Origin of the sequence: Rhizobium giardinii bv. giardinii H152 (assembly GCF_000379605.1) — a bacterium.
Taxonomy (GTDB): Bacteria; Pseudomonadota; Alphaproteobacteria; order Rhizobiales; family Rhizobiaceae; genus Pararhizobium; species Pararhizobium giardinii.
Window position 1 is genome coordinate 173,216 of record NZ_KB902680.1, and the last position, 20,467, is coordinate 193,682.

Annotated in this window: 26 protein-coding genes; 15 read left to right on the forward strand and 11 right to left on the reverse strand. The window is 61.3% G+C overall.

Annotation, left to right across the window (positions count from 1 at the left end; translation table 11 throughout):
• The first annotated feature begins 31 nt into the window (after positions 1–31).
• From A3AY_RS0116575 to A3AY_RS0116595, 5 genes are all read left to right on the forward strand, one after another.
• Complete coding sequence (locus A3AY_RS0116575) at positions 32–1,033, forward strand: ABC transporter ATP-binding protein (RefSeq protein WP_018326777.1); 1,002 nt, start codon at positions 32–34, stop codon at positions 1,031–1,033.
• On the forward strand, positions 1,030–1,803 hold the full coding sequence (locus tag A3AY_RS0116580) for an L-iditol 2-dehydrogenase (protein WP_018326778.1): 774 nt from the start codon (positions 1,030–1,032) through the stop codon (positions 1,801–1,803). Before A3AY_RS0116575 ends, A3AY_RS0116580 begins: the two co-directional genes overlap by 4 nt.
• A gap of 27 nt (positions 1,804–1,830) precedes the next feature.
• Positions 1,831–3,321, forward strand: a complete 1,491-nt coding sequence (locus A3AY_RS0116585; protein WP_018326779.1) for a mannitol dehydrogenase family protein — start codon at positions 1,831–1,833, stop codon at positions 3,319–3,321.
• A gap of 73 nt (positions 3,322–3,394) precedes the next feature.
• Positions 3,395–4,090 (forward strand): HAD family hydrolase, encoded by a 696-nt coding sequence (locus A3AY_RS0116590; protein WP_018326780.1) that lies wholly within the window; start codon positions 3,395–3,397, stop codon positions 4,088–4,090.
• Complete coding sequence (locus tag A3AY_RS0116595) at positions 4,090–5,670, forward strand: FGGY-family carbohydrate kinase (RefSeq protein WP_018326781.1); 1,581 nt, start codon at positions 4,090–4,092, stop codon at positions 5,668–5,670. The genes A3AY_RS0116590 and A3AY_RS0116595 overlap by 1 nt, the downstream gene beginning before the upstream one ends.
• Before the next feature lie 255 nt (positions 5,671–5,925).
• Here the strand turns inward: A3AY_RS0116595 and A3AY_RS0116600 are convergent, their stop codons facing one another.
• A complete protein-coding gene (locus A3AY_RS0116600) occupies positions 5,926–6,888 on the reverse strand; it encodes a sensor histidine kinase (protein ID WP_018326782.1) in 963 nt (320 codons plus the stop codon).
• 226 nt (positions 6,889–7,114) lie between these two features.
• Positions 7,115–7,909 (reverse strand): response regulator, encoded by a 795-nt coding sequence (locus A3AY_RS0116605; protein ID WP_018326783.1) that lies wholly within the window; start codon positions 7,907–7,909, stop codon positions 7,115–7,117.
• 141 nt (positions 7,910–8,050) lie between these two features.
• Between A3AY_RS0116605 and A3AY_RS35430 the strand changes: the two genes are divergently transcribed.
• The 3 genes from A3AY_RS35430 (at position 8,051) to A3AY_RS0116620 (ending at position 10,509) form a co-directional block, all read left to right on the forward strand.
• The gene (locus A3AY_RS35430; protein WP_040668871.1) at positions 8,051–8,245 is read left to right on the forward strand and encodes a NepR family anti-sigma factor; all 195 of its coding nucleotides are present in this window, start codon (positions 8,051–8,053) and stop codon (positions 8,243–8,245) included.
• An 8-nt stretch (positions 8,246–8,253) separates the two neighbouring features.
• Complete coding sequence (locus tag A3AY_RS0116615) at positions 8,254–8,808, forward strand: RNA polymerase sigma factor (RefSeq protein WP_018326785.1); 555 nt, start codon at positions 8,254–8,256, stop codon at positions 8,806–8,808.
• A 195-nt stretch (positions 8,809–9,003) separates the two neighbouring features.
• Positions 9,004–10,509, forward strand: coding sequence for a sensor histidine kinase (locus A3AY_RS0116620; protein WP_018326786.1), 1,506 nt, complete (start codon positions 9,004–9,006; stop codon positions 10,507–10,509).
• A gap of 12 nt (positions 10,510–10,521) precedes the next feature.
• On the opposite strand, the gene A3AY_RS0116625 is transcribed toward A3AY_RS0116620, so the two are convergent.
• The 7 genes from A3AY_RS0116625 to hemP all read right to left on the reverse strand — a co-directional run bounded on the left by A3AY_RS0116625 (position 10,522) and on the right by hemP (position 15,703).
• On the reverse strand, positions 10,522–10,953 hold the full coding sequence (locus A3AY_RS0116625) for a hypothetical protein (RefSeq protein ID WP_018326787.1): 432 nt from the start codon (positions 10,951–10,953) through the stop codon (positions 10,522–10,524).
• 103 nt (positions 10,954–11,056) lie between these two features.
• Positions 11,057–11,410 (reverse strand): ElaB/YgaM/YqjD family protein, encoded by a 354-nt coding sequence (locus tag A3AY_RS0116630; RefSeq protein ID WP_018326788.1) that lies wholly within the window; start codon positions 11,408–11,410, stop codon positions 11,057–11,059.
• A gap of 216 nt (positions 11,411–11,626) precedes the next feature.
• Positions 11,627–12,415 carry a heme ABC transporter ATP-binding protein gene (locus A3AY_RS0116635; protein WP_018326789.1) on the reverse strand — a complete coding sequence of 263 codons (789 nt, stop codon included), beginning with the start codon at positions 12,413–12,415 and terminating at the stop codon, positions 11,627–11,629.
• A gap of 8 nt (positions 12,416–12,423) precedes the next feature.
• Entirely contained in the window at positions 12,424–13,548 is a 1,125-nt protein-coding gene (locus A3AY_RS0116640) for a FecCD family ABC transporter permease (RefSeq protein ID WP_018326790.1), read from the reverse strand.
• Positions 13,535–14,476, reverse strand: a complete 942-nt coding sequence (locus tag A3AY_RS0116645; RefSeq protein ID WP_018326791.1) for a heme/hemin ABC transporter substrate-binding protein — start codon at positions 14,474–14,476, stop codon at positions 13,535–13,537. Before A3AY_RS0116645 ends, A3AY_RS0116640 begins: the two co-directional genes overlap by 14 nt.
• A 12-nt stretch (positions 14,477–14,488) precedes the next feature.
• The gene (locus A3AY_RS0116650; RefSeq protein ID WP_018326792.1) at positions 14,489–15,544 is read right to left on the reverse strand and encodes a hemin-degrading factor; all 1,056 of its coding nucleotides are present in this window, start codon (positions 15,542–15,544) and stop codon (positions 14,489–14,491) included.
• 9 nt (positions 15,545–15,553) lie between these two features.
• The gene (hemP, locus tag A3AY_RS0116655; RefSeq protein WP_026203521.1) at positions 15,554–15,703 is read right to left on the reverse strand and encodes a hemin uptake protein HemP; all 150 of its coding nucleotides are present in this window, start codon (positions 15,701–15,703) and stop codon (positions 15,554–15,556) included.
• Between the two features lie 228 nt (positions 15,704–15,931).
• Here hemP and A3AY_RS0116660 point away from each other — a divergent pair, with 228 nt between their 5' ends.
• The 5 genes from A3AY_RS0116660 (at position 15,932) to hmuQ (ending at position 18,502) form a co-directional block, all read left to right on the forward strand.
• On the forward strand, positions 15,932–16,369 hold the full coding sequence (locus tag A3AY_RS0116660; protein WP_018326794.1) for a hypothetical protein: 438 nt from the start codon (positions 15,932–15,934) through the stop codon (positions 16,367–16,369).
• Between the two features lie 25 nt (positions 16,370–16,394).
• A complete protein-coding gene (locus tag A3AY_RS0116665) occupies positions 16,395–17,306 on the forward strand; it encodes an energy transducer TonB (protein WP_018326795.1) in 912 nt (303 codons plus the stop codon).
• A 130-nt stretch (positions 17,307–17,436) separates the two neighbouring features.
• Positions 17,437–17,856 carry a DUF2325 domain-containing protein gene (locus tag A3AY_RS0116670; RefSeq protein ID WP_018326796.1) on the forward strand — a complete coding sequence of 140 codons (420 nt, stop codon included), beginning with the start codon at positions 17,437–17,439 and terminating at the stop codon, positions 17,854–17,856.
• A 50-nt stretch (positions 17,857–17,906) separates the two neighbouring features.
• Positions 17,907–18,176, forward strand: coding sequence for a hypothetical protein (locus tag A3AY_RS0116675; protein ID WP_018326797.1), 270 nt, complete (start codon positions 17,907–17,909; stop codon positions 18,174–18,176).
• A 23-nt stretch (positions 18,177–18,199) separates the two neighbouring features.
• Positions 18,200–18,502, forward strand: a complete 303-nt coding sequence (hmuQ, locus tag A3AY_RS0116680) for a heme-degrading protein HmuQ (RefSeq protein ID WP_018326798.1) — start codon at positions 18,200–18,202, stop codon at positions 18,500–18,502.
• 29 nt (positions 18,503–18,531) lie between these two features.
• Here the strand turns inward: hmuQ and A3AY_RS0116685 are convergent, their stop codons facing one another.
• Positions 18,532–18,900: a DUF423 domain-containing protein gene (locus tag A3AY_RS0116685; protein ID WP_026203523.1), complete on the reverse strand. Its 369-nt coding sequence runs from the start codon at positions 18,898–18,900 to the stop codon at positions 18,532–18,534.
• A gap of 2 nt (positions 18,901–18,902) precedes the next feature.
• Complete coding sequence (locus A3AY_RS0116690; protein ID WP_026203524.1) at positions 18,903–19,298, reverse strand: group II truncated hemoglobin; 396 nt, start codon at positions 19,296–19,298, stop codon at positions 18,903–18,905.
• A gap of 151 nt (positions 19,299–19,449) precedes the next feature.
• Here A3AY_RS0116690 and A3AY_RS0116695 point away from each other — a divergent pair, with 151 nt between their 5' ends.
• Together A3AY_RS0116695 and A3AY_RS0116700 are read left to right on the forward strand one after the other, a co-directional pair.
• Positions 19,450–20,010 carry a TetR/AcrR family transcriptional regulator gene (locus A3AY_RS0116695; protein ID WP_026203525.1) on the forward strand — a complete coding sequence of 187 codons (561 nt, stop codon included), beginning with the start codon at positions 19,450–19,452 and terminating at the stop codon, positions 20,008–20,010.
• A gap of 18 nt (positions 20,011–20,028) precedes the next feature.
• Positions 20,029–20,370, forward strand: coding sequence for a DMT family transporter (locus A3AY_RS0116700; RefSeq protein ID WP_018326802.1), 342 nt, complete (start codon positions 20,029–20,031; stop codon positions 20,368–20,370).
• Positions 20,371–20,467 lie beyond the last annotated feature (97 nt).

A 20,467-nucleotide genomic window follows, 5' to 3' on the forward strand; every position in this document is an offset into this window, starting at 1 on the left:
CGTCTCACTGAAAGACTTGGGAGAGAAACGCATGGGCAACATCACACTCAAGAAGGTCAACAAGTCCTTCGGCGCGACGCAGGTCATTCCGGGTATCGACCTCAACATCGAAGACGGCGAGTTCGTCGTCTTCGTCGGCCCATCGGGTTGCGGAAAGTCGACGCTGCTGCGGCTGATCGCCGGTCTCGAAGACACCACATCCGGCACGATCGAGATCGACGGCCGCGACGTCACCGGCGCGGCACCGGCCAAGCGCGGTCTTGCCATGGTGTTCCAGTCCTACGCGCTCTATCCGCATATGTCGGTGCGCAACAACATCGCCTTTCCGTTGAAAATGGCCAAGCTCGATCACAGCGCGATCGACAAGAAGGTGACCGAAGCGGCGCGCATCCTCAACCTGACGAATTATCTCGACCGCCGTCCGGGTCAGCTATCGGGCGGCCAGCGCCAGCGTGTCGCCATCGGCCGCGCCATTGTGCGCGAACCCTCGGCATTCCTGTTCGACGAGCCCTTGTCCAATCTTGATGCTGCGCTGCGCGGAACGATGCGGCTCGAGATCAGCGAGCTGCATCATCAGTTGCAGACGACGATGATCTACGTCACCCACGACCAGGTCGAGGCCATGACGATGGCCGACAAGATCGTCGTTCTCAACGCCGGCAATATCGAGCAGGTCGGCTCGCCGCTCGATCTCTATCATCGGCCGGACAATCTTTTCGTCGCCGGCTTCATCGGCTCGCCGCGGATGAACTTCGCAACAGGCGAATTCTCGAGGCCGTACAACGCCCATACCATCGGTGTCCGCCCGGAACACCTGCAGCTCTCGACGCAGTCCGGGACATGGAGCGGTGTGGTCGGCGTCGCCGAGCATCTGGGTTCCGACACCTTCCTGCATATTCATGTCGAGGGCATCGGCCTGGTCACGGCCCGGGTCGGCGGCGATTTCGGCGTCAGCCATGGCGACCAGGTCTTCCTGACACCGGACGAGGGCCGCGTTCACCGTTTCAATGACAAGGGACTGGCAATTCGATGACACGATTACAGGGAAAGAGCGCGCTGATCACCGGGTCGGCGCGCGGTATCGGCCGCGCTTTTGCCGAGGCCTACATCCGGGAAGGGGCGACCGTCGCGATCGCCGACATCAATCTCGAGCGCGCGAAGACGACCGCGAACGAGCTCGGCTCGTCGGCCTATGCGGTGGAAATGGATGTGACCAGCCAGGCCTCGATCGACGCGGCAATTGCCGCAGTCGTGGCGAAGGCCGGTGGCCTCGATATCCTCGTCAACAATGCCGCTTTGTTCGATCTCGCGCCGATCGTCGAGATCACCCGCGAAAGCTACGACAGGCTGTTTTCGATCAATGTCGCCGGAACGCTCTTCACCATGCAGGCGGCAGCACGGCAAATGATCGCGCAGGGGCGCGGCGGCAAGATCATCAACATGGCAAGCCAGGCGGGACGCCGCGGCGAGGCGCTTGTCGCAGTCTATTGCGCCACCAAGGCGGCGGTGATCAGCCTCACCCAGTCGGCGGGACTGAACCTCATCAAGCACGGCATCAACGTCAATGCGATCGCGCCCGGCGTCGTCGACGGCGAACACTGGGAAGGGGTCGATGCGCTGTTTGCAAAGTACGAGAACCGGCCGCTCGGTGAAAAGAAAAAGCTCGTCGGTGCCGAAGTGCCATACGGGCGGATGGGCACTGCGGAAGACCTGACGGGCATGGCGATCTTCCTCGCTTCTGCCGAAAGCAACTACGTCGTTTCGCAAACCTACAATGTCGATGGCGGCAACTGGATGAGCTGATCGAAGCTCATCGAAAGGAATGAAGACATGACGACCAAACTTTCGCTCGCCAATTTGAACGCCATCAAGGCGACGGCCGCCGTCCCGGCCTATGATCGTTCGAAGCTGAAGGCGGGCATCGTCCATTTCGGCGTCGGCAACTTCCACCGCGCCCATCAGGCGATCTATCTCGATGATCTCTTCAACACCGGCAAGGATCTCGACTGGGCGATCGTCGGGGCAGGGGTTTTGCCGTCCGACGAAGCAATGCGGACGAAGCTTGAAGAGCAGGATTTCCTGACGACGGTCGTCGAGCAGGACAACAACAAGAGTGCCGCCCGTATCACCGCACCGATGATCGACTATCTGCGGCCCGGCAACGCCGCGGTGACGATCGCGCAGCTCGCCAACCCCGCAATCCGGATCGTCTCGCTGACGATCACCGAGGGTGGCTATTTCATCGACCCGGCGTCGGGCAAGTTCAATCCGGGCCATTCGGCTATCGTTGCCGACAGCCGGAATCCCTCCGATCCGAAAACGGTGTTCGGCCTGATCATCGCCGGCCTGAAAGCGCGCAGGGACAAAGGCATCACGCCGTTTACCGTCATGTCCTGCGACAATATTCCGGGCAATGGCGAAGTCACGCATGCCGCCGTTTCGGGGCTCGCCCGCCTGTCCGACCCGGCATTTGCCGATTGGATCGATGCCAGCGTCGCTTTTCCGAATGCGATGGTCGACCGCATCACGCCGGCGACAGGTCCGCGTGAAATTGGCATCGTCGCCGACGACTACGGCATCGAGGACAACTGGCCGGTCTTTTGCGAAGAATTCAAGCAATGGGTTTTGGAGGACCGTTTTCCCGCGGGCCGTCCCGCGCTTGAAACGGTCGGCGTGCAGTTCGTGCCGGACGTTGCCCCTTACGAGCATATGAAGATCCGCATTCTCAATGGCGGCCATGCGGCGATCGCCTATCCGGCGGCGCTCCTCGACATCCATTTCGTGCACGAGGCGATGGAGGACGAGACTGTGCGCGCCTTCCTGGCGAAGCTGGAGCACGACGAGATCATCCCTGTCATTCCGCCGGTGCCGAACACGGACCTCGATGCCTATTTCAAACAGGTCGAGACGCGGCTGTTCAACCCGAAGATCGGCGACACCATCCCGCGCCTTGCCCAGGATGGGTCCAATCGGCAGCCGAAATTCATTCTGCCGACGACGGCCGACCGGCTGCGGCGTGGCGAGGATGTGATTGGGCTGTCGCTCGTCTCTGCGCTCTGGTGCCGCTACTTCGCCGGAACCTCCGAAAGCGGTAAGGCGATTGCCTTCAACGATGCCAGCGCCGACCGGCTGCATGCCGCGGCGCTAAAGGCGAAGGATGATCCGCAGGCCTTCCTTGCGCTTTCGGATATCTTCGGCGAAGTTGCGCAGTCCTCACTGTTTCAGAGGCGGTTTGCACAGGCGTTGCGGACGCTTTGGGACAAGGGCACGCGAACAACGCTCCAACTCTATCTCGACGGAAAATGGAGAATGACGTCATGACGCTCCAGCTATCGTGTAACGTCGCGGCCTTGCTGTACTGCCGCCTTGGCGCGCCGGCAGCGGCTTGACGGATATGACCGTGCGCCATCCACCCAAGCTGGTGATTTTCGATTGCGACGGCGTCCTGGTGGATAGCGAACCCCTGTCGATCGATGTGCTCGTGCGGGTCCTTCGCAATGCCGGCGTCGATATGGATGCCGAGGAGGCGACCGTGCGTTTTCTCGGCAAAAGCCTGAAGACGACGACGGACATCCTGCACGAGGACTACGGGCTTGCGGTGGACGACCATTTTCTTGAGCGGATGCGTCTCGACCTCTACCAGCGCTTCCGGCAGGAGTTGCAGCCGGTGGCCGGTGTCGCGACTGCGCTCGATCAGCTCGACATCCCGCGCTGCGTCGCCTCTTCCAGCCAGATGGAGCGCATCCGCCTGTCGCTGACCATCACCGGCCTGATCGACAAGCTCGACCCCTATCTGTTCAGTTCCACGATGGTGAAGCGCGGTAAGCCTGCACCCGACCTCTTCCTGCATGCGGCTGCAGAAATGGCCACGCTGCCCGAAAACTGTATCGTCGTCGAAGACAGTCCAGCCGGTATAGAAGCGGCCCAGGCTGCCGGAATGCGGGTTTTTGCTTTTGCCGGCGCCTCGCATGCGAAGTCCGAGCGGCATCTCGCAACGCTCAAGCGGCTTTCTCCGGACGTCCTGTTTGACGACATGCGGGAATTGATCCATTTTGTCCGCAAAGAACAAACGGACGGGAACGCAGTTTAATGCGCGATCTGATCGTTGCTGTCGATGTTGGAACCGGCAGTGCCCGCGCCGGCATTTTCGACAGGCATGGCAAGCAGTTGGCGCGCGCCGATTATCCGATCGCGATGAACCGGCCCGAGGAAAATCACGCCGAGCACGATTCCGAAAACATCTGGGCGGCTGTCTGCATCGCGGTGAAAACGGCCCGCGCCAAGGCCGGGGTGCCGGCCGAAGCCATCGCCGCAATCGGGTTCGACGCCACCTGCTCGCTTGTCGTGCGCGACAGGAGCGGTGCACCCTTGTCGGTCAACCGCAAGGGTGATCCCCGCTGGGATACCATCGTCTGGCTGGATCATCGCGCCCTGGAACAGGCGGATTTCTGCACTGCCACCGGGCATCCGGTCCTTGCTCACTCCGGCCGGGTCATGTCACCGGAAATGGAAATGCCGAAGCTCATGTGGTTGAAGCAGAGCCTGCCGCAGCAATGGGAAAAGGCGGGTTACTTCTTCGATCTTGCGGACTTCCTCTCCTGGCGGGCGACGGGCAATCCGGCCCGGTCACGTTGCACATTGACTGCGAAATGGAACTACCTTTCCCACAAGGCGAACGGCTGGCAGGAGGAATTCCTGGCCATGATCGGCCTGGAGGATCTGCTTGAGCGCGGCGGCCTGCCGGAGCAAGCCTTGCCGGTCGGACAATCGACCGGACACTTGACGGCTGCGGCGGCGGCCGAACTCGGGCTGCACGAAAAATGCCAGGTGGCGACGGGGCTGATCGACGCCTATGCTGGAGCCATCGGCGTTCTCGGGGAATTTGCCGGCGCGCCGGACAAGCTCGAAAGGCAGCTCGCCCTGATTGCCGGTACCTCCAGCTGCATCGTTGCCTTTTCAAAGGACATGAAACCGGGCTTCGGCATGTGGGGCCCGTATTTCGAGGCTGTGTTTCCGGATAGCTGGCTGGTCGAGGGTGGGCAATCGGCGACGGGGGCGCTGCTCGATCATGTCGTGCGCAGCCACAGCGCCGGCGGCGAGCCGGATGCGGAAATCCACGCGCGGATTGTGCTGCGCATCCAGGAGCTGCGCGCGGCCCAGGGTGCGGAGTTTGCCTCGCGCCTCCATGTGCTTCCGGATTTCCACGGTAATCGTTCGCCGCTCGCCGACCCGCACGCGCTCGGCGTCATCAGCGGTCTGGCACTCGACAGTTCATTCGATGCCCTGTGCCGGCTCTATTGGCGCACCTGCGTCGCCATCGCGCTCGGGATACGGCATATTCTGGAGATGATGAAGCAGGCCGGTTATGATCTCGACACCTTGCACGTCACCGGAGGGCATGTCCGCAATCCACTGTTGATGGAACTGTATTCCGACGTCACCGGCTGCACGGTCGTCGTGCCCGAGACAAACGATGCGGTGTTGCTCGGCACGGCCATGGTCGCGGCGGTTGCCGGCGATCTCTATCCCGATCTTGGTGTCGCGGGACCGGCGATGTCACCGGGCGGGATTGAGCGCCGCCCCAATCCCGCGTGGAAAGAGGTTTACGATCGAGATTTTCGCAAATTCCTCAGCCTCTACAAACATCGGGCCGAGTTGGAGGCTCTTTGACGGCATTTCTCCGCCGCGATGATTTTTCAGAAAAAAGAAAGATGGCGCGGAACCTTTTTGCGGCGAGCCCGTTTACGCCCTGTCCGGATAGTGCTTCGCATCGCCCCCAATGCGAGCACCTCTAATAATGTCCGGCACACAACTCACACGCCCCCTCGGTGAGTTGTCGATATCAGCCAGTGTCTTCCCCGGACGCTGGCTGTTCTTTTTTTGCCATCAGCCACGGTGTTGCAGGTGCCGTCGCCCGAGGCCGGCTCATTCCTCGACGCAGGTGATGATCTCGTATTCCCGCCACGGGATTGTCAGGCGATACTCGATACGGTCGGATGTGGTCAGGTACATGGCCCTGCCGCCGACGGCCACCGGCACGACCCTTTCCAGGACCGTCAGTGCAAACGTGTGATCCTCAACCTCTTTCCTCGACGCTGACGCAGGCGGGAGATGTTCGATCCAGGCCAGCTCGATCGCGTCCTGATCGTCCAGCAGCGTCTCGAAACAATCGATCGTCAGCGAATTGATACCGGCAGAGATCGCGCCGTAGGAGGCCGAATTGACGATCAGTTCATGCAGCGCAAGGCCGACGTGCAATGTCGCGTTCGGCGACAGATGTGCGTTGATGCCGCGGACGGAGATCGGGTTCTCCGTCGCAGGCCAGTAGGCGCTGACTTGCCGCTCCGCCAGCGTGAAGAGATAGGCGCCGCGCCAGCTGGAATCCGTCACGAGGTCCTGCGAGTAGGCAAGTGATTGAATGCGGCCGCGAAACTTGCTGAGGAAATAGTCGAGGGAAAGCGCCTGGCGCGCGGTCTGGGTCGCGATGCCCTGGATGATGGCCAGGAGGTTTTTCGAGCGGTGGCTGAGCTCGCGCAGCAGGGTTTTTAGAATGCGCTCGCGGTGGCGAGCTTCGGAAATATCGGTGATCACGGAGAGAATACCGATCATGCCGAGAGTATCGACGCGCTCAATGTCTATGCGATAGGTGAGCACGCCCGTGGGGGAGAGCACGTCGATTTCCGTCGAAGCAGGCGTGTTGCGGCTGGCGACGTCGCGTTTCAAGGCGCTCAGGCGGGCGCCTTCTTCAAATCCGAACACCTCTTTTTCCGCCTCCGGCCCCGTTGCCAGTGGCTGCAGGACCTTGGGCAGGTTGCCGGAAAGAACGACATCGAGATCGTCGGATTGATAGAGATAGCCCGAACCAGACTTCTTTAAAATCAGCTCCATCAGGACCGCGTTTGATTTGCCTCCGGTCCCGAGAGGAACTGAATTGCCTGCAGTGGCCACGCGATTACGCCTTCCATGCTCTGATTGATTGTGTGTTCAGCTCCTGTGTCAACGAAAACGGCCCCATCCGATCGGCTTTTCCGATGTGGCCGGTTCAAGTTCTGGCTCTCACCGCAGGTGCGGCAGAGCGTTGAAATCATCTGTCCGGCGGTCCAGGCGGACAGTCTCAGGCCGCGGCCTTGGTGGATTCGTTGAAGAACAGCGCCTGGCTGATCAGCGCCTTGACCATGTCGGGGTTGAACGGCTTGGTGACCAGGAAGGTCGGTTCAGGCCGCTCACCGGTCAACAGGCGTTCCGGGAACGCCGTGATGAAAATCACCGGAATGGACGTGTTCTTCAGGATGTCATTGACTGCATCTATGCCTGAGCTGCCGTCGGCGAGCTGGATATCGGCAAGCACCATACTGGGCCGCGTCGCCTTGAAGAGAGCCACGGCTTCGTCGCGGGTGCGGGCAATGCCGGTGACCCTGTGGCCGAGGCTTTCGACCATCTGCTCGATATCGATCGCAATGAGCGGCTCGTCTTCGATGATCATGATATCGGTGGCGACCTGTCGCGAGATCTCCTCGGAAGCGCGCTCGAGCAACTCGTTCATGCCGCTCTCGGTGGTGCCCAGAACCTCGGCCGCCTCACTTGTCCGGAAGCCTTCGACGGAGACGAGCAGGAAAGCCTGACGCGCCAACGGCGACACGGACGCGAGGTTGATCGACGCCCGCTTTTCCCAGGCAAAAGGGGAAACCGGCTCGGGGATCAAAACGGAGGACGAGCCGAACAGCTCTGTATAGAGTCGGAACAGCGCGACCCTGTCGCTGCTCGCCTCCGGGAAAATGGTGACATCTGCGATCAGCGCTTCCAGGACAGCCGCCACATAGGCGTCACCTGACGTCTGTGACCCGGTCAGTGCACGGGAGTAGCGGCGCAAATAGGGAAGGAACGGAGCGATCCGCGTGGAAAGTGACATGTAAGGACTCCCTAAATCTGGCCGAGGTGGTGGCCATGACAGGTTGAAAACGCCACGAGAAAAAAAAGGTTCCTTGGGACGGAACGATTTTTTTCGCGGTGCATTATGCAGCCAGATGAACTCTGAAGGTATTTTCACTGTATGACCTACAAAATTGGGGCTGGGCGCGATGTGGCAACTCCAGTGCGCGCCGATAATCCGAATGGGCAGATTGCAACCAAGCTTCGCGCACTCTATCTTTCTGTACAGGAAGAAGCCATTCCTGACCGGTTTCTCGACCTGCTGGAGAAGCTCGATGCGGTCGAGCGCCGGTCGTTATCGGACGTGGCGGAATGAGTGGCGGCATGACCTCTGAGGAGTCGAGTTTCAAGCGTGAAATGCTCGCAGCCCTTCCAAGCTTGCGCGCGTTCGCGATGTCGTTGATCGGCCGGCACGACCGCGCCGACGATCTCGTTCAGGACACCATCATGAAGGCTTGGGCCAAACAGGACCACTTCGAGATGGGCACCAACATGAAGGCGTGGCTGTTCACCATTCTGCGCAACGAACTCTACAGCCAGATGCGCAAACGTGGACGCGAAGTGCAGGACAGCGACGGCTACTTCACCGAGGCGCTGGCTCAGCATCCTTCGCAGTATGGTTCGCTCGATCTTCAGGACTTCAAGCGGGCGCTTGAAATGCTGCCGCCGGATCAGCGCGAGGCGATCATCCTGGTCGGTGCTTCCGGCTTCTCCTATGAGGAGGCGGCGGAGATCTGCGGCTGCGCTCTCGGAACAATCAAAAGCCGCGTCAACCGCGCCCGCCAGCGCCTTCAGGATATTCTCCAGGTGACGGGTGAGAGCGAGTATGGACCGGACGCGACATCGGCGCCGATCATCTCGCGCTCTTTTGTTTCCTGAAAACAGGCATTTGGTGTCCGCCCTTCGTCTTCTTCGGATCCGGCGGACTTTCTCTTTCGCAGAGCGCCGTGATCTGCGGGCATGATTGCACCGGGGTTGGCAATCGTGCAGAACAGCGAGCGACAGGCGCGCTGCATTGGCAGATGCAGCGCGCTCCAATAAATGACGGCGCCCCGTGGTTGGGTGTGGAAGTTCATGGATGAAATGAATAGCGATCTTCCGACGGCGGTTGCGGCCGTCATGACATCGCCTCAACGGCTTGGTGTCCTGCGCTCCGTCGTCCCGGACATGGCTGTGCCGGATGCCGATTTCCGCGAGCTCGCCGAGATTGCCGCCGATCTTTTCAGCGCTCCGATTGCTTTGGTGACCCTTGTCGATATGCGGCATCAATGGTTCAAGGCCGCGGCTGGGACCACTGAGACGCAGGCCTTGTCAACGGAATCGTTCTGCGTGCATGCGATCGCGGCGCCCTCAAACGAAGTGTTCGTTGTTGGCGATGCCTCGACCGACCCTCGGTTTGCCGGCCTGCCGCAGGTGACGAGTGCGCCGTTACTGCGGTTTTATGCGGGTGCGCCGCTCCTCATCGACGACCAGCCCGTGGGCACGATCTGTGTTTTCGATATCAAGCCGCGCCGGAATCTCCCGCAGCAACTCCTCGTCCAATTGCAGCGCCTTTCGCGCGCTGCGGCGGCGTTGTTCAAGCTCAAGCACGAGGCGCGCCAGCGGGCGTTGAAAGAGGCAGCGCTTTCACGCGAGGAGCAGCGCCATGCCATGGCGCTCGATGCCGCCAATGTCGGCAGCTGGCTCTGGGATATCCGCTCCGGCAGCGTTTCCTGCAATCCCGCGATGCTGCGGATGTTCGGCATGCCGCCCGCCGGAGTTGCCCAGGCAAGGGACATTTTCAACACAATTCATCCCGAGGATCGCATCGCAACGCTGTCGAAGCTGCGGTCTGCCATGACGCGGGACGAGGAGTATGACGGCACGTTTCGGGTCGCCTCCACCGGCCGCTGGCTTCTTGGCCGCGGCCGCGTGCATGAGCGCGATGCCAATGGCAAGCCAACGCTTTTTCTCGGCATCAATATCGATGTGACGAATGAACAGATTTCAGCGCAGCGCACGCGGCTGCTTCTGCGCGAGCTCAACCACCGCGTCAAGAACACGCTGGCAATGTTGCAGTCGCTGGCGCGGCAGACATTGCGGCAGACCAGCGATCCGCGAGAGTTCATGACAGCTTTCGCCGGCAGGCTTCAATCCATATCGGAAGCACACGGGCTTTTGTCGGATCACGAATGGGGCGAAATTCACCTTTCGGCTCTGCTGGCCAAGCAACTGGCGCCGCATGTACGCGACTATGCGCGGCAGATCGAAATTCACAAGGATGAGATTCTACTCGGTCCGGACCAGGCGGTCGGCCTCGGGCTGGTCCTGCACGAACTGGCGACCAATGCCGCAAAATACGGTTCTCTTGGGGTTCCTAACGGCAAGATCGTCCTTACCGCGCGCGGCGTCGATGAGGACGGCCATCGTGTTCTGCATATGACCTGGACTGAGGTCGGCGGTCCGCCTGTCAGGGAGCCGGCGCGGCGCGGCTTCGGCTCGATCCTGATCGAACGCAGCCTCGACAAGGTGATGGGCAGTTCGGTGAAGATCGAGTTCCTGCCCGCGGGACTGACGGCGATCGTCCGGCTCCCCCTTTGATCCGGTCTGCGGTCAGGAGTGGTCGCTGCTGGGGGGTTTGCGCATCAGCCCAAGCGCGGCTCCCAGTCCGACGGCGAGACCGGCAGCAAGAAGCGGCTGCTTGCGGAACAGCGTCAGGGCGGTGGCGATTACCAGGCTGGTTTGCGCTTGCGAACGCCGGCGCTTTTCGGCAGCGATCCGCCGGTCCTGCGCATTGAGCGCGGACATGATGCCGATGATGACGAGGCCAATGGCGAGGGATATGGCTGCGAGTGTGACGGTGGCCGTCAGCGGCGTGAATATTGTGCTGAGATAGATTGCGGCTGCGACAAGAACGAAAATATAGGCGGTCAGGAAGAACAAGGACGCCAACAGCCACAGGGCTCCGTTCCGCTTGTAGCGTGATACAATAACGCCAATGTCCGTCAGTACGAGAGCCGAAAGCATCGCGGCCAAGGGACCCATTTTCTTCTCCACGGCAAGAACCCAAGTTCGGCTGGCAACAGTTTGCCGCTTGCCAGCGATGTGACGGGCGATCAGTGCTGACCGCCGCCCGAAGTTGGTTACATCAGCGGCGGAGGAGAGCTGCGATCAGCAGTCCAACGGCAGCCGCGGCCCCGAGCGTCGCGAAGGGATGGTCGCGAACAGTGTGGCGGACCTGCTTTTCAGTGAGAGCGTAGCGGCTGCGCAAGTCGGCAATGAGTTGCTCGCCGGTTTCGATCAGGTCCTGAAGGCCGGCTTCCGCGTGTTCGCGTGCGTTATGGGCCTTGGTCCGAACGTCTTTCGAAGCGTCGGCGCCACGCTGCGACAGGAGGTGCGCAAGGGATGCGATTTCGTCGCGCAGTTCAGTGATCTGATCGTCGATCGGCGTATCGACGAAGCGCTTCTTTGTGCCGGAACCGGAAAAGAGACCTGTTGCCATGAGAATAAACCCCTATCTGTCGCGGGCGTCCACCATTTACGGCAAACCCGGCGTCTGTCATGCCGACACGGGAGATCATCACCGTGTCAGCGGTTCGCGACCTCAACGCGCAGAAGGGTGATTGGTTCCACCGGCGGAACGGCGGGCCAAGCAGGTTTCGGAAAAGTGTTCCACGGTTTTCCGATCAAAACCTGCGACAAAACAACGAAAGTCTGCTTAGCCGGCGGCCGTGTGGGGCAGGACGAACGGGACTGAGCCGGCGGGCGTGGCGTTGACCCGCATGGCGCAGCCGAAAACGGCTTCCATGACGCCGTCGGTCATCACGTCGTTCGGATGTCCGGCGGCGCGCACACGGCCGCTCTTCATCATGATCATCCGATCGGCAAACATGGCGGTCAGATTGACGTCATGCATGACGGCGATGACGCCACCCCCGCGGGCGCAGAAATTGCGGGCAAGCCGCATGATCGTCAGTTGGTGGCGGATGTCGAGGCTTGATACGGGTTCATCCAGCAACAGGAACGCGGGTTCGCCATCCTGTACGGGGTCCCAGATCTGGCAGAGCGCGCGGGCAAGCTGGACGCGCTGCTGTTCGCCGCCGGAAAGCTCCTGGTAGAATCGCCCGGCGAAACCCGACAGATCGACGGCTTCCAGCGCCTCCCTGGCGATCCGGTCGGTTTCGTCCGCGCCTGCCTTTGCGCCAACGGACAGACCCATGCGAACGATCTCGCGCACCGTGAAGGGAAAGGAGATCACCGTCGATTGCGGCAAGACGGCGCGTTTCACCGCGAGTTGCCATGGTTTCAGTGTCGCGATGTCGTGACCGTTGATGCTGACGGTGCCGTCATAGCGGAGTTCGCCGGCGATCGCCTTGAGAGTGGTGGTTTTGCCGGAGCCGTTCGGACCGACGATGGCCGTCAACTGTCCGGCTACCGCCTCTATGTCGACGCCGTGCAGCACCTGTTTTCCGGCAAGTCGGACGGAGAGATTGCTGGCCTTGATCATGATTGTCCTCAAAGCCCCAGATGCGAGCGCCCGCGCAGCAGGATCCACAGGAAGAAGGGGGCACCGACGAAGGCGGTGATGATGCCGATCGGCAGTTCCGCCGGTGGCACGATTGTACGCGCGACCATGTCGGCAAAGATCAGCAGCGTACCGCCGAGCAACGCCGACGCTGGCAGCAGATAGCGATGGTCTGGCCCGATGATCAGCCTCAGCACATGCGGCACGACGATGCCGACGAAGCCGATGCCGCCGCTGACGGCGACCGAGGCGCCCGTCAAGGCGGCGACGCTGATGATGGCGATGTTCTTCAGCCGCTGAACCGGAATGCCCATGTGGAAGGCCGCCGCTTCGCCAAGGGTCAACGCGTTGAGGCCACGCGCCAGAAACGGCACGACGGCGAGCGAAACAAGGATGATCGGCGCGGCGGAGAGTATCTTCGTCCAGTTTGCGCCGGCGAGCGATCCGAGGCCCCAGAAGGTCAAGTCACGCAACTGCTTGTCGTCGGCGACGAAGATCAGCACGCCGGTGACGGCGTTGGCAAGCGCGGCGAGCGCAATGCCGGCAAGCAGCATGGTTGCCACCGACGTCTGGCCGCTGCGGGTTGCGATCCGGTAGAGCAGGAGCGTCGTCACGAGGCAGCCGAGGAACGCTGCGACCGGCAGCGCGTAGAAGCCGAAGACGGCGAAGAGCGTGCCGAAAAGGGAACTGCCGAGCACGATCGTCAGCACGGCGCCCAGGCTGGCGCCGGATGAGATGCCGACGAGCGCCGGGTCGGCCAGCGGGTTGCGGAAGAGGCCCTGCATGATCGCGCCGGAGACCGCCAGGGAGGCTCCGACCAGCAGGCCCATGACCGCCCGCGGCAAGCGGATATCGAGGATGATGATGCGGTCGCGGACGCTCAGCGCCTGTTCCGCGCCATCGACGCCGAAGAGCCAGCGCAGCACGTTGCCCAGCGAAGCGTCGGCCGCACCGGTCATGATGGACGCGGCGAACATCGCCGCCGCCGCCAGGATGAGCGCGAGGATCACCAGTCGCGCCAGCCGCGACCGGTCGCCCTGGAGCCATTCCGATTTCAGACGCGCTGCAAACGGCCGTGATTGGCCGTCACCTGCCGCCATTTCACTGCGAGGCATGCGGTTTTCCGTAGATCGCTGCATTCAACTCGCGCACGGCGCCTGCGGTACGCGGGCCAAAACCGAGCAGATGCAAGCCATCCATGCGGATCACCGCCTTGGTCTTGGCCGCCGGCGTCAGGCTGAGCGCCGGATGCGCAAAGAGTTCGTCGTCGGTGGCGGCATGGCCGCCGCTGCGCGTCATCATCAGCACCACATCCGGCTTTGCCTCGATGATCGCTTCGTCGGTCAGAGGCTTGTACCCGGGGAAGCTTGCTGTCGCGTTGACGGCGCCGGCAAGCGCGATGATGCCGTCTGCCGCCGTCCCCGTGCCCGACGCCATGATCTTTCCGCCCTGGGTGCTCAGGATGAACATCACGCGCTTGCGCTCGGCTTCAGGCCGCTTGGCCGCATCTGCCACCGCCGCGTCCAGGTCTGCGTTGACCTTTTCGGACAGCGCCGCTGCCCTCTCCGGTACGCCTAGAAAATCGCCGACGATTTTGATTTTTTCCAGGATGCCGTCGCGATCGAATTTCTCCGGAACCGTCTGGAAGGGGATCTTTGCCTCCTTGAGAACGTTGAGCGTCTCCGGCGGGCCGCTGCCCTCCACGGCAATGATGGCGGACGGATTTGTGGCGATCACGCCTTCCGGTGCCAGCTGCCGCATGTAGCCGACGTTGGGAAGCTTCGAAGCCGCCTCGGGATAGACGCTGGTCGAGTCGCGCCCGACGAGTTTGCCCTCTTCGCCGAGCGCGTAGATGATCTCGGTAATGGCGCCGCCGACGGAGACCATGCGCGACGTGTCGATCTTCTGCATGTCCTGCGCCACGGCTGCGCGCACGAAGGAGGGGGGCGACGCGACCGGCAGAGCGAACGGCGCGGAAACGGCAAAGACCGCAAGAGCCAGTTCCCAGGAACGCAACCGGCGGAAATCACAGGAATTTTTCATCTCGGGCTCCTTTCACGCCGCCGCAGTGGTGTCGAGCCGGGCGAGGTTTTCCATGATCGAGCGCCATTCCGGTCGCTCGGCGAAGCCTTCCTTGCGCTTGCCGAAGAACTGGATGACCATTTCGCCCCTGGCGTCGAGCGCTTCCAGCGAGGTCACATGGCCATCAGCCGTCGGTTTGCGAACGGCCCAGATTTCCGCCAGGTGGTCCAGGCGCAGGTGCAGGTGGAAGGTCGGGTCCATGATGTTGAGCCAGGGACCCATCGTTTGGATATTGGCGAGCGGTCCGGAATGGATCTGAATGACGCCGTGATTGCCGACGAAGCACATGATCGGCAGTTCCACCCTGGCGGATTGGTGCATCATCTCCGCCACGGCGTCCGGCTGCAGTTTCCAGGCGAAATCCTCGCCGATCGACTGCAGCGCCTGGCGGCGGCCGAGCTTGAGCTTGCGCAGCAGACCGTGGAACTGATGCGTATCCGTCATCCTGCTCCATTCGTCGCGCAGCACCGCGACATCCAACTGTCCGAGATCTGTTTCGCCGCCTTCAGCAGCGGCCTCGACAACAAATTCCTGCGACTGGTCTTGCAACCGGAAGTCATCGACGATGCTCTTGTATGCCTCGAGGTTGGAGTGTGTGCGCAGGTGGATCTTGTGGACTGCGGTTCCCTGCTTGTCGAAGAACTGCAGGCTGTGGCGCACGGTGTCGCCATCGGTTTTCGTCACGGCAAAGCCATGCGCCCAGACGCCGGGGAAAATGCGGAGATCGATACTCTCGCCCAGTACGATCGAGGCATGTTTGCCGGGTGTGATGTTTTCGAACACGCCGATTTTTTCGTGCACCGCGCTTTCGTTGCGGGTCAGCGCCATGACCTCGCCGAGTTCAGCGGCGCGCTCGAGGAAGCGGTTGGCATTGCCATCGATGCGGGTGGCGGTCAGGCCGCATTCGGCGGCAACGAGCGCCGCTTCCGAAATGCCCAGGTGAGCGGCGATATCGCGCTCACGCATTTTCGGGTTGGCTGCCCGGTAGGAGCGAATTTCGGACGGGGTCGGACGGGGCGTTTGGGTCATGGAGATTGCCTATTTGTTCAGTATCAATTTGCCCTGACGGGTAATTTTCATGCGGTAGATGGCGCCGTCATGCGAGATCAGGATTTCGTTCTCGCCGCGGAACAACTCGCGGCTTTCGACGATGCGTTGCGTCTGGCCGGCCGGTGGGAAAGCCGGCACGGCATCTGATTGGTTCGGTGTCACAGGCTTCCTGCCCTGATCATGGCGGCTGAAAACGGGGGATTGCTCCCTTTCTCCAGCCGGGTCATCGTGATTGGTATCTTGACTTCATTAATCATCTTTTATTAAGGACGCAATACAGGATTTTGCTGGTCAAGTTTAATGGCGGGTTCAAATTCTTTCGACGCGTCTGCGGCCGCGATACCAAATCATGAGGGTGGATAGACAATGATGAAATTCGACCGACTGCTGCCCTTGGCCGTGACGCTTGCCTTCTATCCGGGCGCGGGCGCTCTGGCGCAGGATACCGGGACATCCGGCAATCTGACGGTTGAGATCAACGAGCTGGCATCGTCGGACAAGGGCTGCAAGCTGACATTCGTGGCCGGCAACGGCTTGGCGCAATCGCTCTCCAAAGTGTCCTTCGAATTCGTGCTTTTCGATGAAAAGGGTCTGGTCGAGCGCATGGCGGTTCTCGATTTCCGCGATCTGCCGGCAGGCAAGACCAAGGTCCGCCAGTTCGATCTTTCCGGAACCAGGTGCGAGGCCGTAAAGAGCCTTCTGATCAACGATGCTCCGGTCTGCGACGGCGAGGGCGTCGCCAGGGATGCATGTATGAAGGTGCTGAAAACCGGGTCGAAGTCGTCCGTCGAGTTGAAGGGCTGACGCGCATTTCGCGTCGGTGTCTGTGATGAACAATACGGTAAAATGGACCGGGGCCATCGTCCTCTCGCTGCTGGCGCATGCGGGCGTTGCCAAGCTGTTTGAGCCGGGTGAAGAGCCGTTCGAACTGTCTTTGGTCGCTGGCGGCGAAGCGATGGAGGTCGCGGTTCTCGGCAACGCTTTCGAGCAAACGATCCAGGCGGGGGATCCGGCCGAGGCGATGGAGCCGGAGCAGGTCGAGCCCGAGGAGGTTAAACCTTCTGAGGTGGCGGAAGTCGCGCCGGTGCAATCCGAAGTGACGGCTGAAACCCGCAGTGACATCGTGCCGACGGAAGCCGACGTGATCCTTCCGGCAGAGGACATTCCGCCGGTCGCTGCGGAGCAGCCCGAGGTGACCGCGACAGTCGCGCCGGTAGAGGCGGTGGTTCCCGAAGAAAAGCCGAAAGAGATCAAGCCGGAGCTGGAAAAGAGGCCCGAGCCGAAGAGAAAGCCCGAAAAGGAAAAGGCACAGAAAAAAACCGCCAAGAAAAAGGCGGGTGATGCGGGACAGGAGACGGAATCCCTCGTCAAGGGGCAGGCTGATGGCGTCGAGAATGCGGTTGCCAGCTCCAGCAGCGGCAAGAAGGGGACGAAATCTCAAGCGCTCGGAAACGCGGCTGAAAGCAACTACAAGGGAAAGGTTCGCTCCAAGGTTCAGCGCCATTTCCGATACCCCAAGTCGGCCGATCGTGCCGGCGTAACGGGAACGGTGACAGTGGCTTTCACGATTTCGTCCGGTGGCGATGTGAGCGCCGTCAGAATCATCCAAAGTTCCGGCTCGCCGGTCCTTGATGAGGCCGCCACAAATGCGGTGCGCCGTGCCGCGCCGTTTCCGAAAATTCCGGAAGGCGCCAACCGAAGCAGTTGGCCTTTTACGCTTCCGCTGCAATTCGGGCGATAGCCAGTCGCATCGCGCATCTGTAAAAATATGAGAAAAAAAGTCACCTTTATACTTTACTCTTTTTGTCAGGTTAAATAGGGTCCCCCCACAACCAGCCGGACGGCGATTCCGAGACAAAGCGGAGACTGACATGGGTGACAAACGGCATCAGCTCAAGCCGAAGCAGAAGCAGAGCCGGGAGGCTGAATCGCGGAATGCACAGTCTTGCCCCGACGCGCAGAAATCGAAGCTTGAGGGCCGCAGCTTTCTTTATGTCGGCGGCCGTGATTGCCAGGTGGCGCATTTGCGCCAGATTGCCAGTTCCCATGGTGCCGAACTGATCCATCACGATGGCGGGTTGCGCGAGGCGGTTTCGCGCATCGACAATATCCTGCCCTCCGTCGACTGCGTGTTCTGCCCGATCGACTGTATCAGCCACGATGCGTGCCTCAGGGTAAAGACCGGCTGCAAGAAGTGGGGCAAGGCCTTCGTGCCGCTTCGCAACGGCAGCAAGTCGAGCCTAGAGCGGGCGTTTCTGGATCTGAAGGCGAGCCGGAACAACGCCGGCTGATCGCCCTTTTCCCGGCGCGGGTGCGCGTGTCGATTCCCCAGGAGATGAAGATGAAAGACAATCGCCCCGATCAGTTCACGATGATCGGCCTGCACAAACTGGCGTCGCACATCGGCGACGGGATGATTCCGGAGCTCTACGAACTCCTGTCACGCCGGGCGCAGATGCTTGAATACAATCCGAACGTCTCCGAGTTTCCTGCCTGGCAGTCGCGTCCGCCGGCACGTGGGACATTCGGGGTTGCGCCTGAGCGTAGGGACAATATTCTGCCATTTCCGTCGGGCGTTGCCACTGGCACACGTGCGAAGGGCAGAGCTTGAAAGGACGCCTGACGTATTTTGCCATGAACAGGTTCAAGATCGTCATCGGCCACGAAGACGCATTCGAAAACGTCTGGAAGGGCCGCGATTCCAGCCTTGCCGAAGTGCCGGGCTTCAAGGAATTCCGGCTCCTGCGTGGCGAAACCGTTGCGGATGAGGGCTATACGCTGTTCGTATCGAGTTCGATCTGGGAAAACCGGGACGCCTTTGTTGCCTGGACGAAGTCGGAGAATTTTCGCGCCGCGCACAAGAACGCTGCCGAAAACCGCGCGATGTATCTCGGGCCGCCGAAATTCGAGGGGTTTTCTGCCGTCGAAGGCGCTTGACCGCGGTTTGTCGGGCGGGGAACGCCGGATCAAATATCCGCGCGCTTGAAGAACGCCCCGGCGGCAATAGCGAGCCAGCCGAGCATCATTAAACCACCGCCCGTCGGTGCCGACATCGGAAAGAGGCCGTGGCCGAGGAGATGTCGCGCGGTGAGATCGGCGGCAAACAGAGCCGTGCCGGTGGAAAGCAACAGCGCAGCAATCGCCGCCGTTCGCACCATAGGCCAGGCTGCGTAGAGCGCGACGAGGGCAGGGGCGTGCGCCAGACACATCGCCGAGGCACCTCCGAGCAGCCGCGGATCCGCCCCGTGCGAGGCGGCCGCGGCACTGACGACGCCAAACAGTCCCATCAGCCCGGCAATGAAGAGAATTGCCGGTCGCAACTGGCCGTTCTGCATGCTCATTCGTCCTTGTTCTGCATATGGTGGGCAAGCCGCGTCACCGGCTCCAGGATGATTGATCGCAACTGCGGATGCGATACGGTTTCCTCGAGCGCCCGGGTGAAGCAGAGGAGCCACTCGTCGCGCTCCTGCGGCCCGATCGCTGCGACAAAATGACGGCTCCGCAGCCTGGGGTGACCGCGCTTGTCGGTATAGAGCGGTGGCCCGCCGAGCCAGCCGGTCAGATATTCGTAGAATTTCTCTTCGCTGCCGGAGAGATCGGCCGGGTGCACGGCGCGACAACGGGCGGCCTCCGGTAGCGTATCCATCAGCTCGTAGAACCGATGGGTCAGCGCCCGCACCGTGCCGTCGCCGCCGATGGCGTTGTAAAGTGTTTCCGTCTGCGTGTCTGTCATCGCACCGTTCCTGATCGCGGCCACTTCTAGCGTGGTGGGCTTTTCCGTTCCAATGGTTTTCGCTGCACCGCGGCGTTGCGGCGATTGATCGCGCCTGGGGCGTTTCATCATTCTTCTTGACAAACCGTCCAGACGGTATCTTTATGGCACCATGTCTATCGCTCATCAACGCCGAAAACAACCCGGACGCGTTCGCCAGCAATTGCTGGAAGTCGCCGCACGCCTGTCCTTCGAGCAGGGGGCAGCGGGCGTGACGCTGGACGCGGTCTCCCAGGCCGCCGGGGTGAGCAAGGGTGGGCTCCTGCACCATTTTCCCAACAAGATGGCGTTGCTCGACGGGTTGTTCGATGACCTGATCGGCAAGCTCGACCAGACGATCGCCGAGGAAATGCGCAACGATCCCGTCGCGCATGGCCGTTTTACCCGCGCCTATCTGTCCAGCGTGTTTGCGCTGCAGGATGAGGCTGACGCACAGGGCTGGCAGGTGCTGACCATTGCGCTCCTGTCCGAGCCGCATTTGCGGGCACGCTGGCGGCAATGGGTGGCGGACCGCGCCGGCGAACATGGCGGCACCGATTCCTCGACCGGCTGTCTGCTTGCGCGGCTTGCCGCGGATGGCCTGTGGCTGGCCGATCTGCTCAAGAGCCACGACATCGATCAGCCGATGCGCCACGAGATGCGAGCGCGCCTGATCAGTCTTTCCCAGCAATAACGGTCGTCGGAGCGCAAGATGAATCCCACCATGCTTTATGCCATGCTCGTGCTTGCCATCGTTTTCGAGGTGCTTGGCACCTCGGCGATGCAGGCCGCCCAGCATTTTACCAAGCTCCTGCCGACGCTCGTCATGGTCGTCTGCTATGCGGTCGCCTTCTATTTCCTGTCCTATACGCTCAGGGCTATTCCGGTCGGCATTGCCTACGCGGTCTGGAGCGGGCTCGGCATCGTGCTGATCTCTCTCGCCGGTTATTTCGTCTTCGGCCAAAAACTTGATTTTGCAGCCGTTCTCGGGCTCGCCCTGATCGTCGCCGGGGTCGTTGTGCTCAATCTCTTCTCGAAATCCACCTTTCACTAAACTGCTGGGGAAGCCGGATTTGCACTTGCAAAAGCGCGACACTGGCTCTATCGCTTCAAATTGAAAGCGGTTTCAATTTCATCGAGCGCTAATCGAT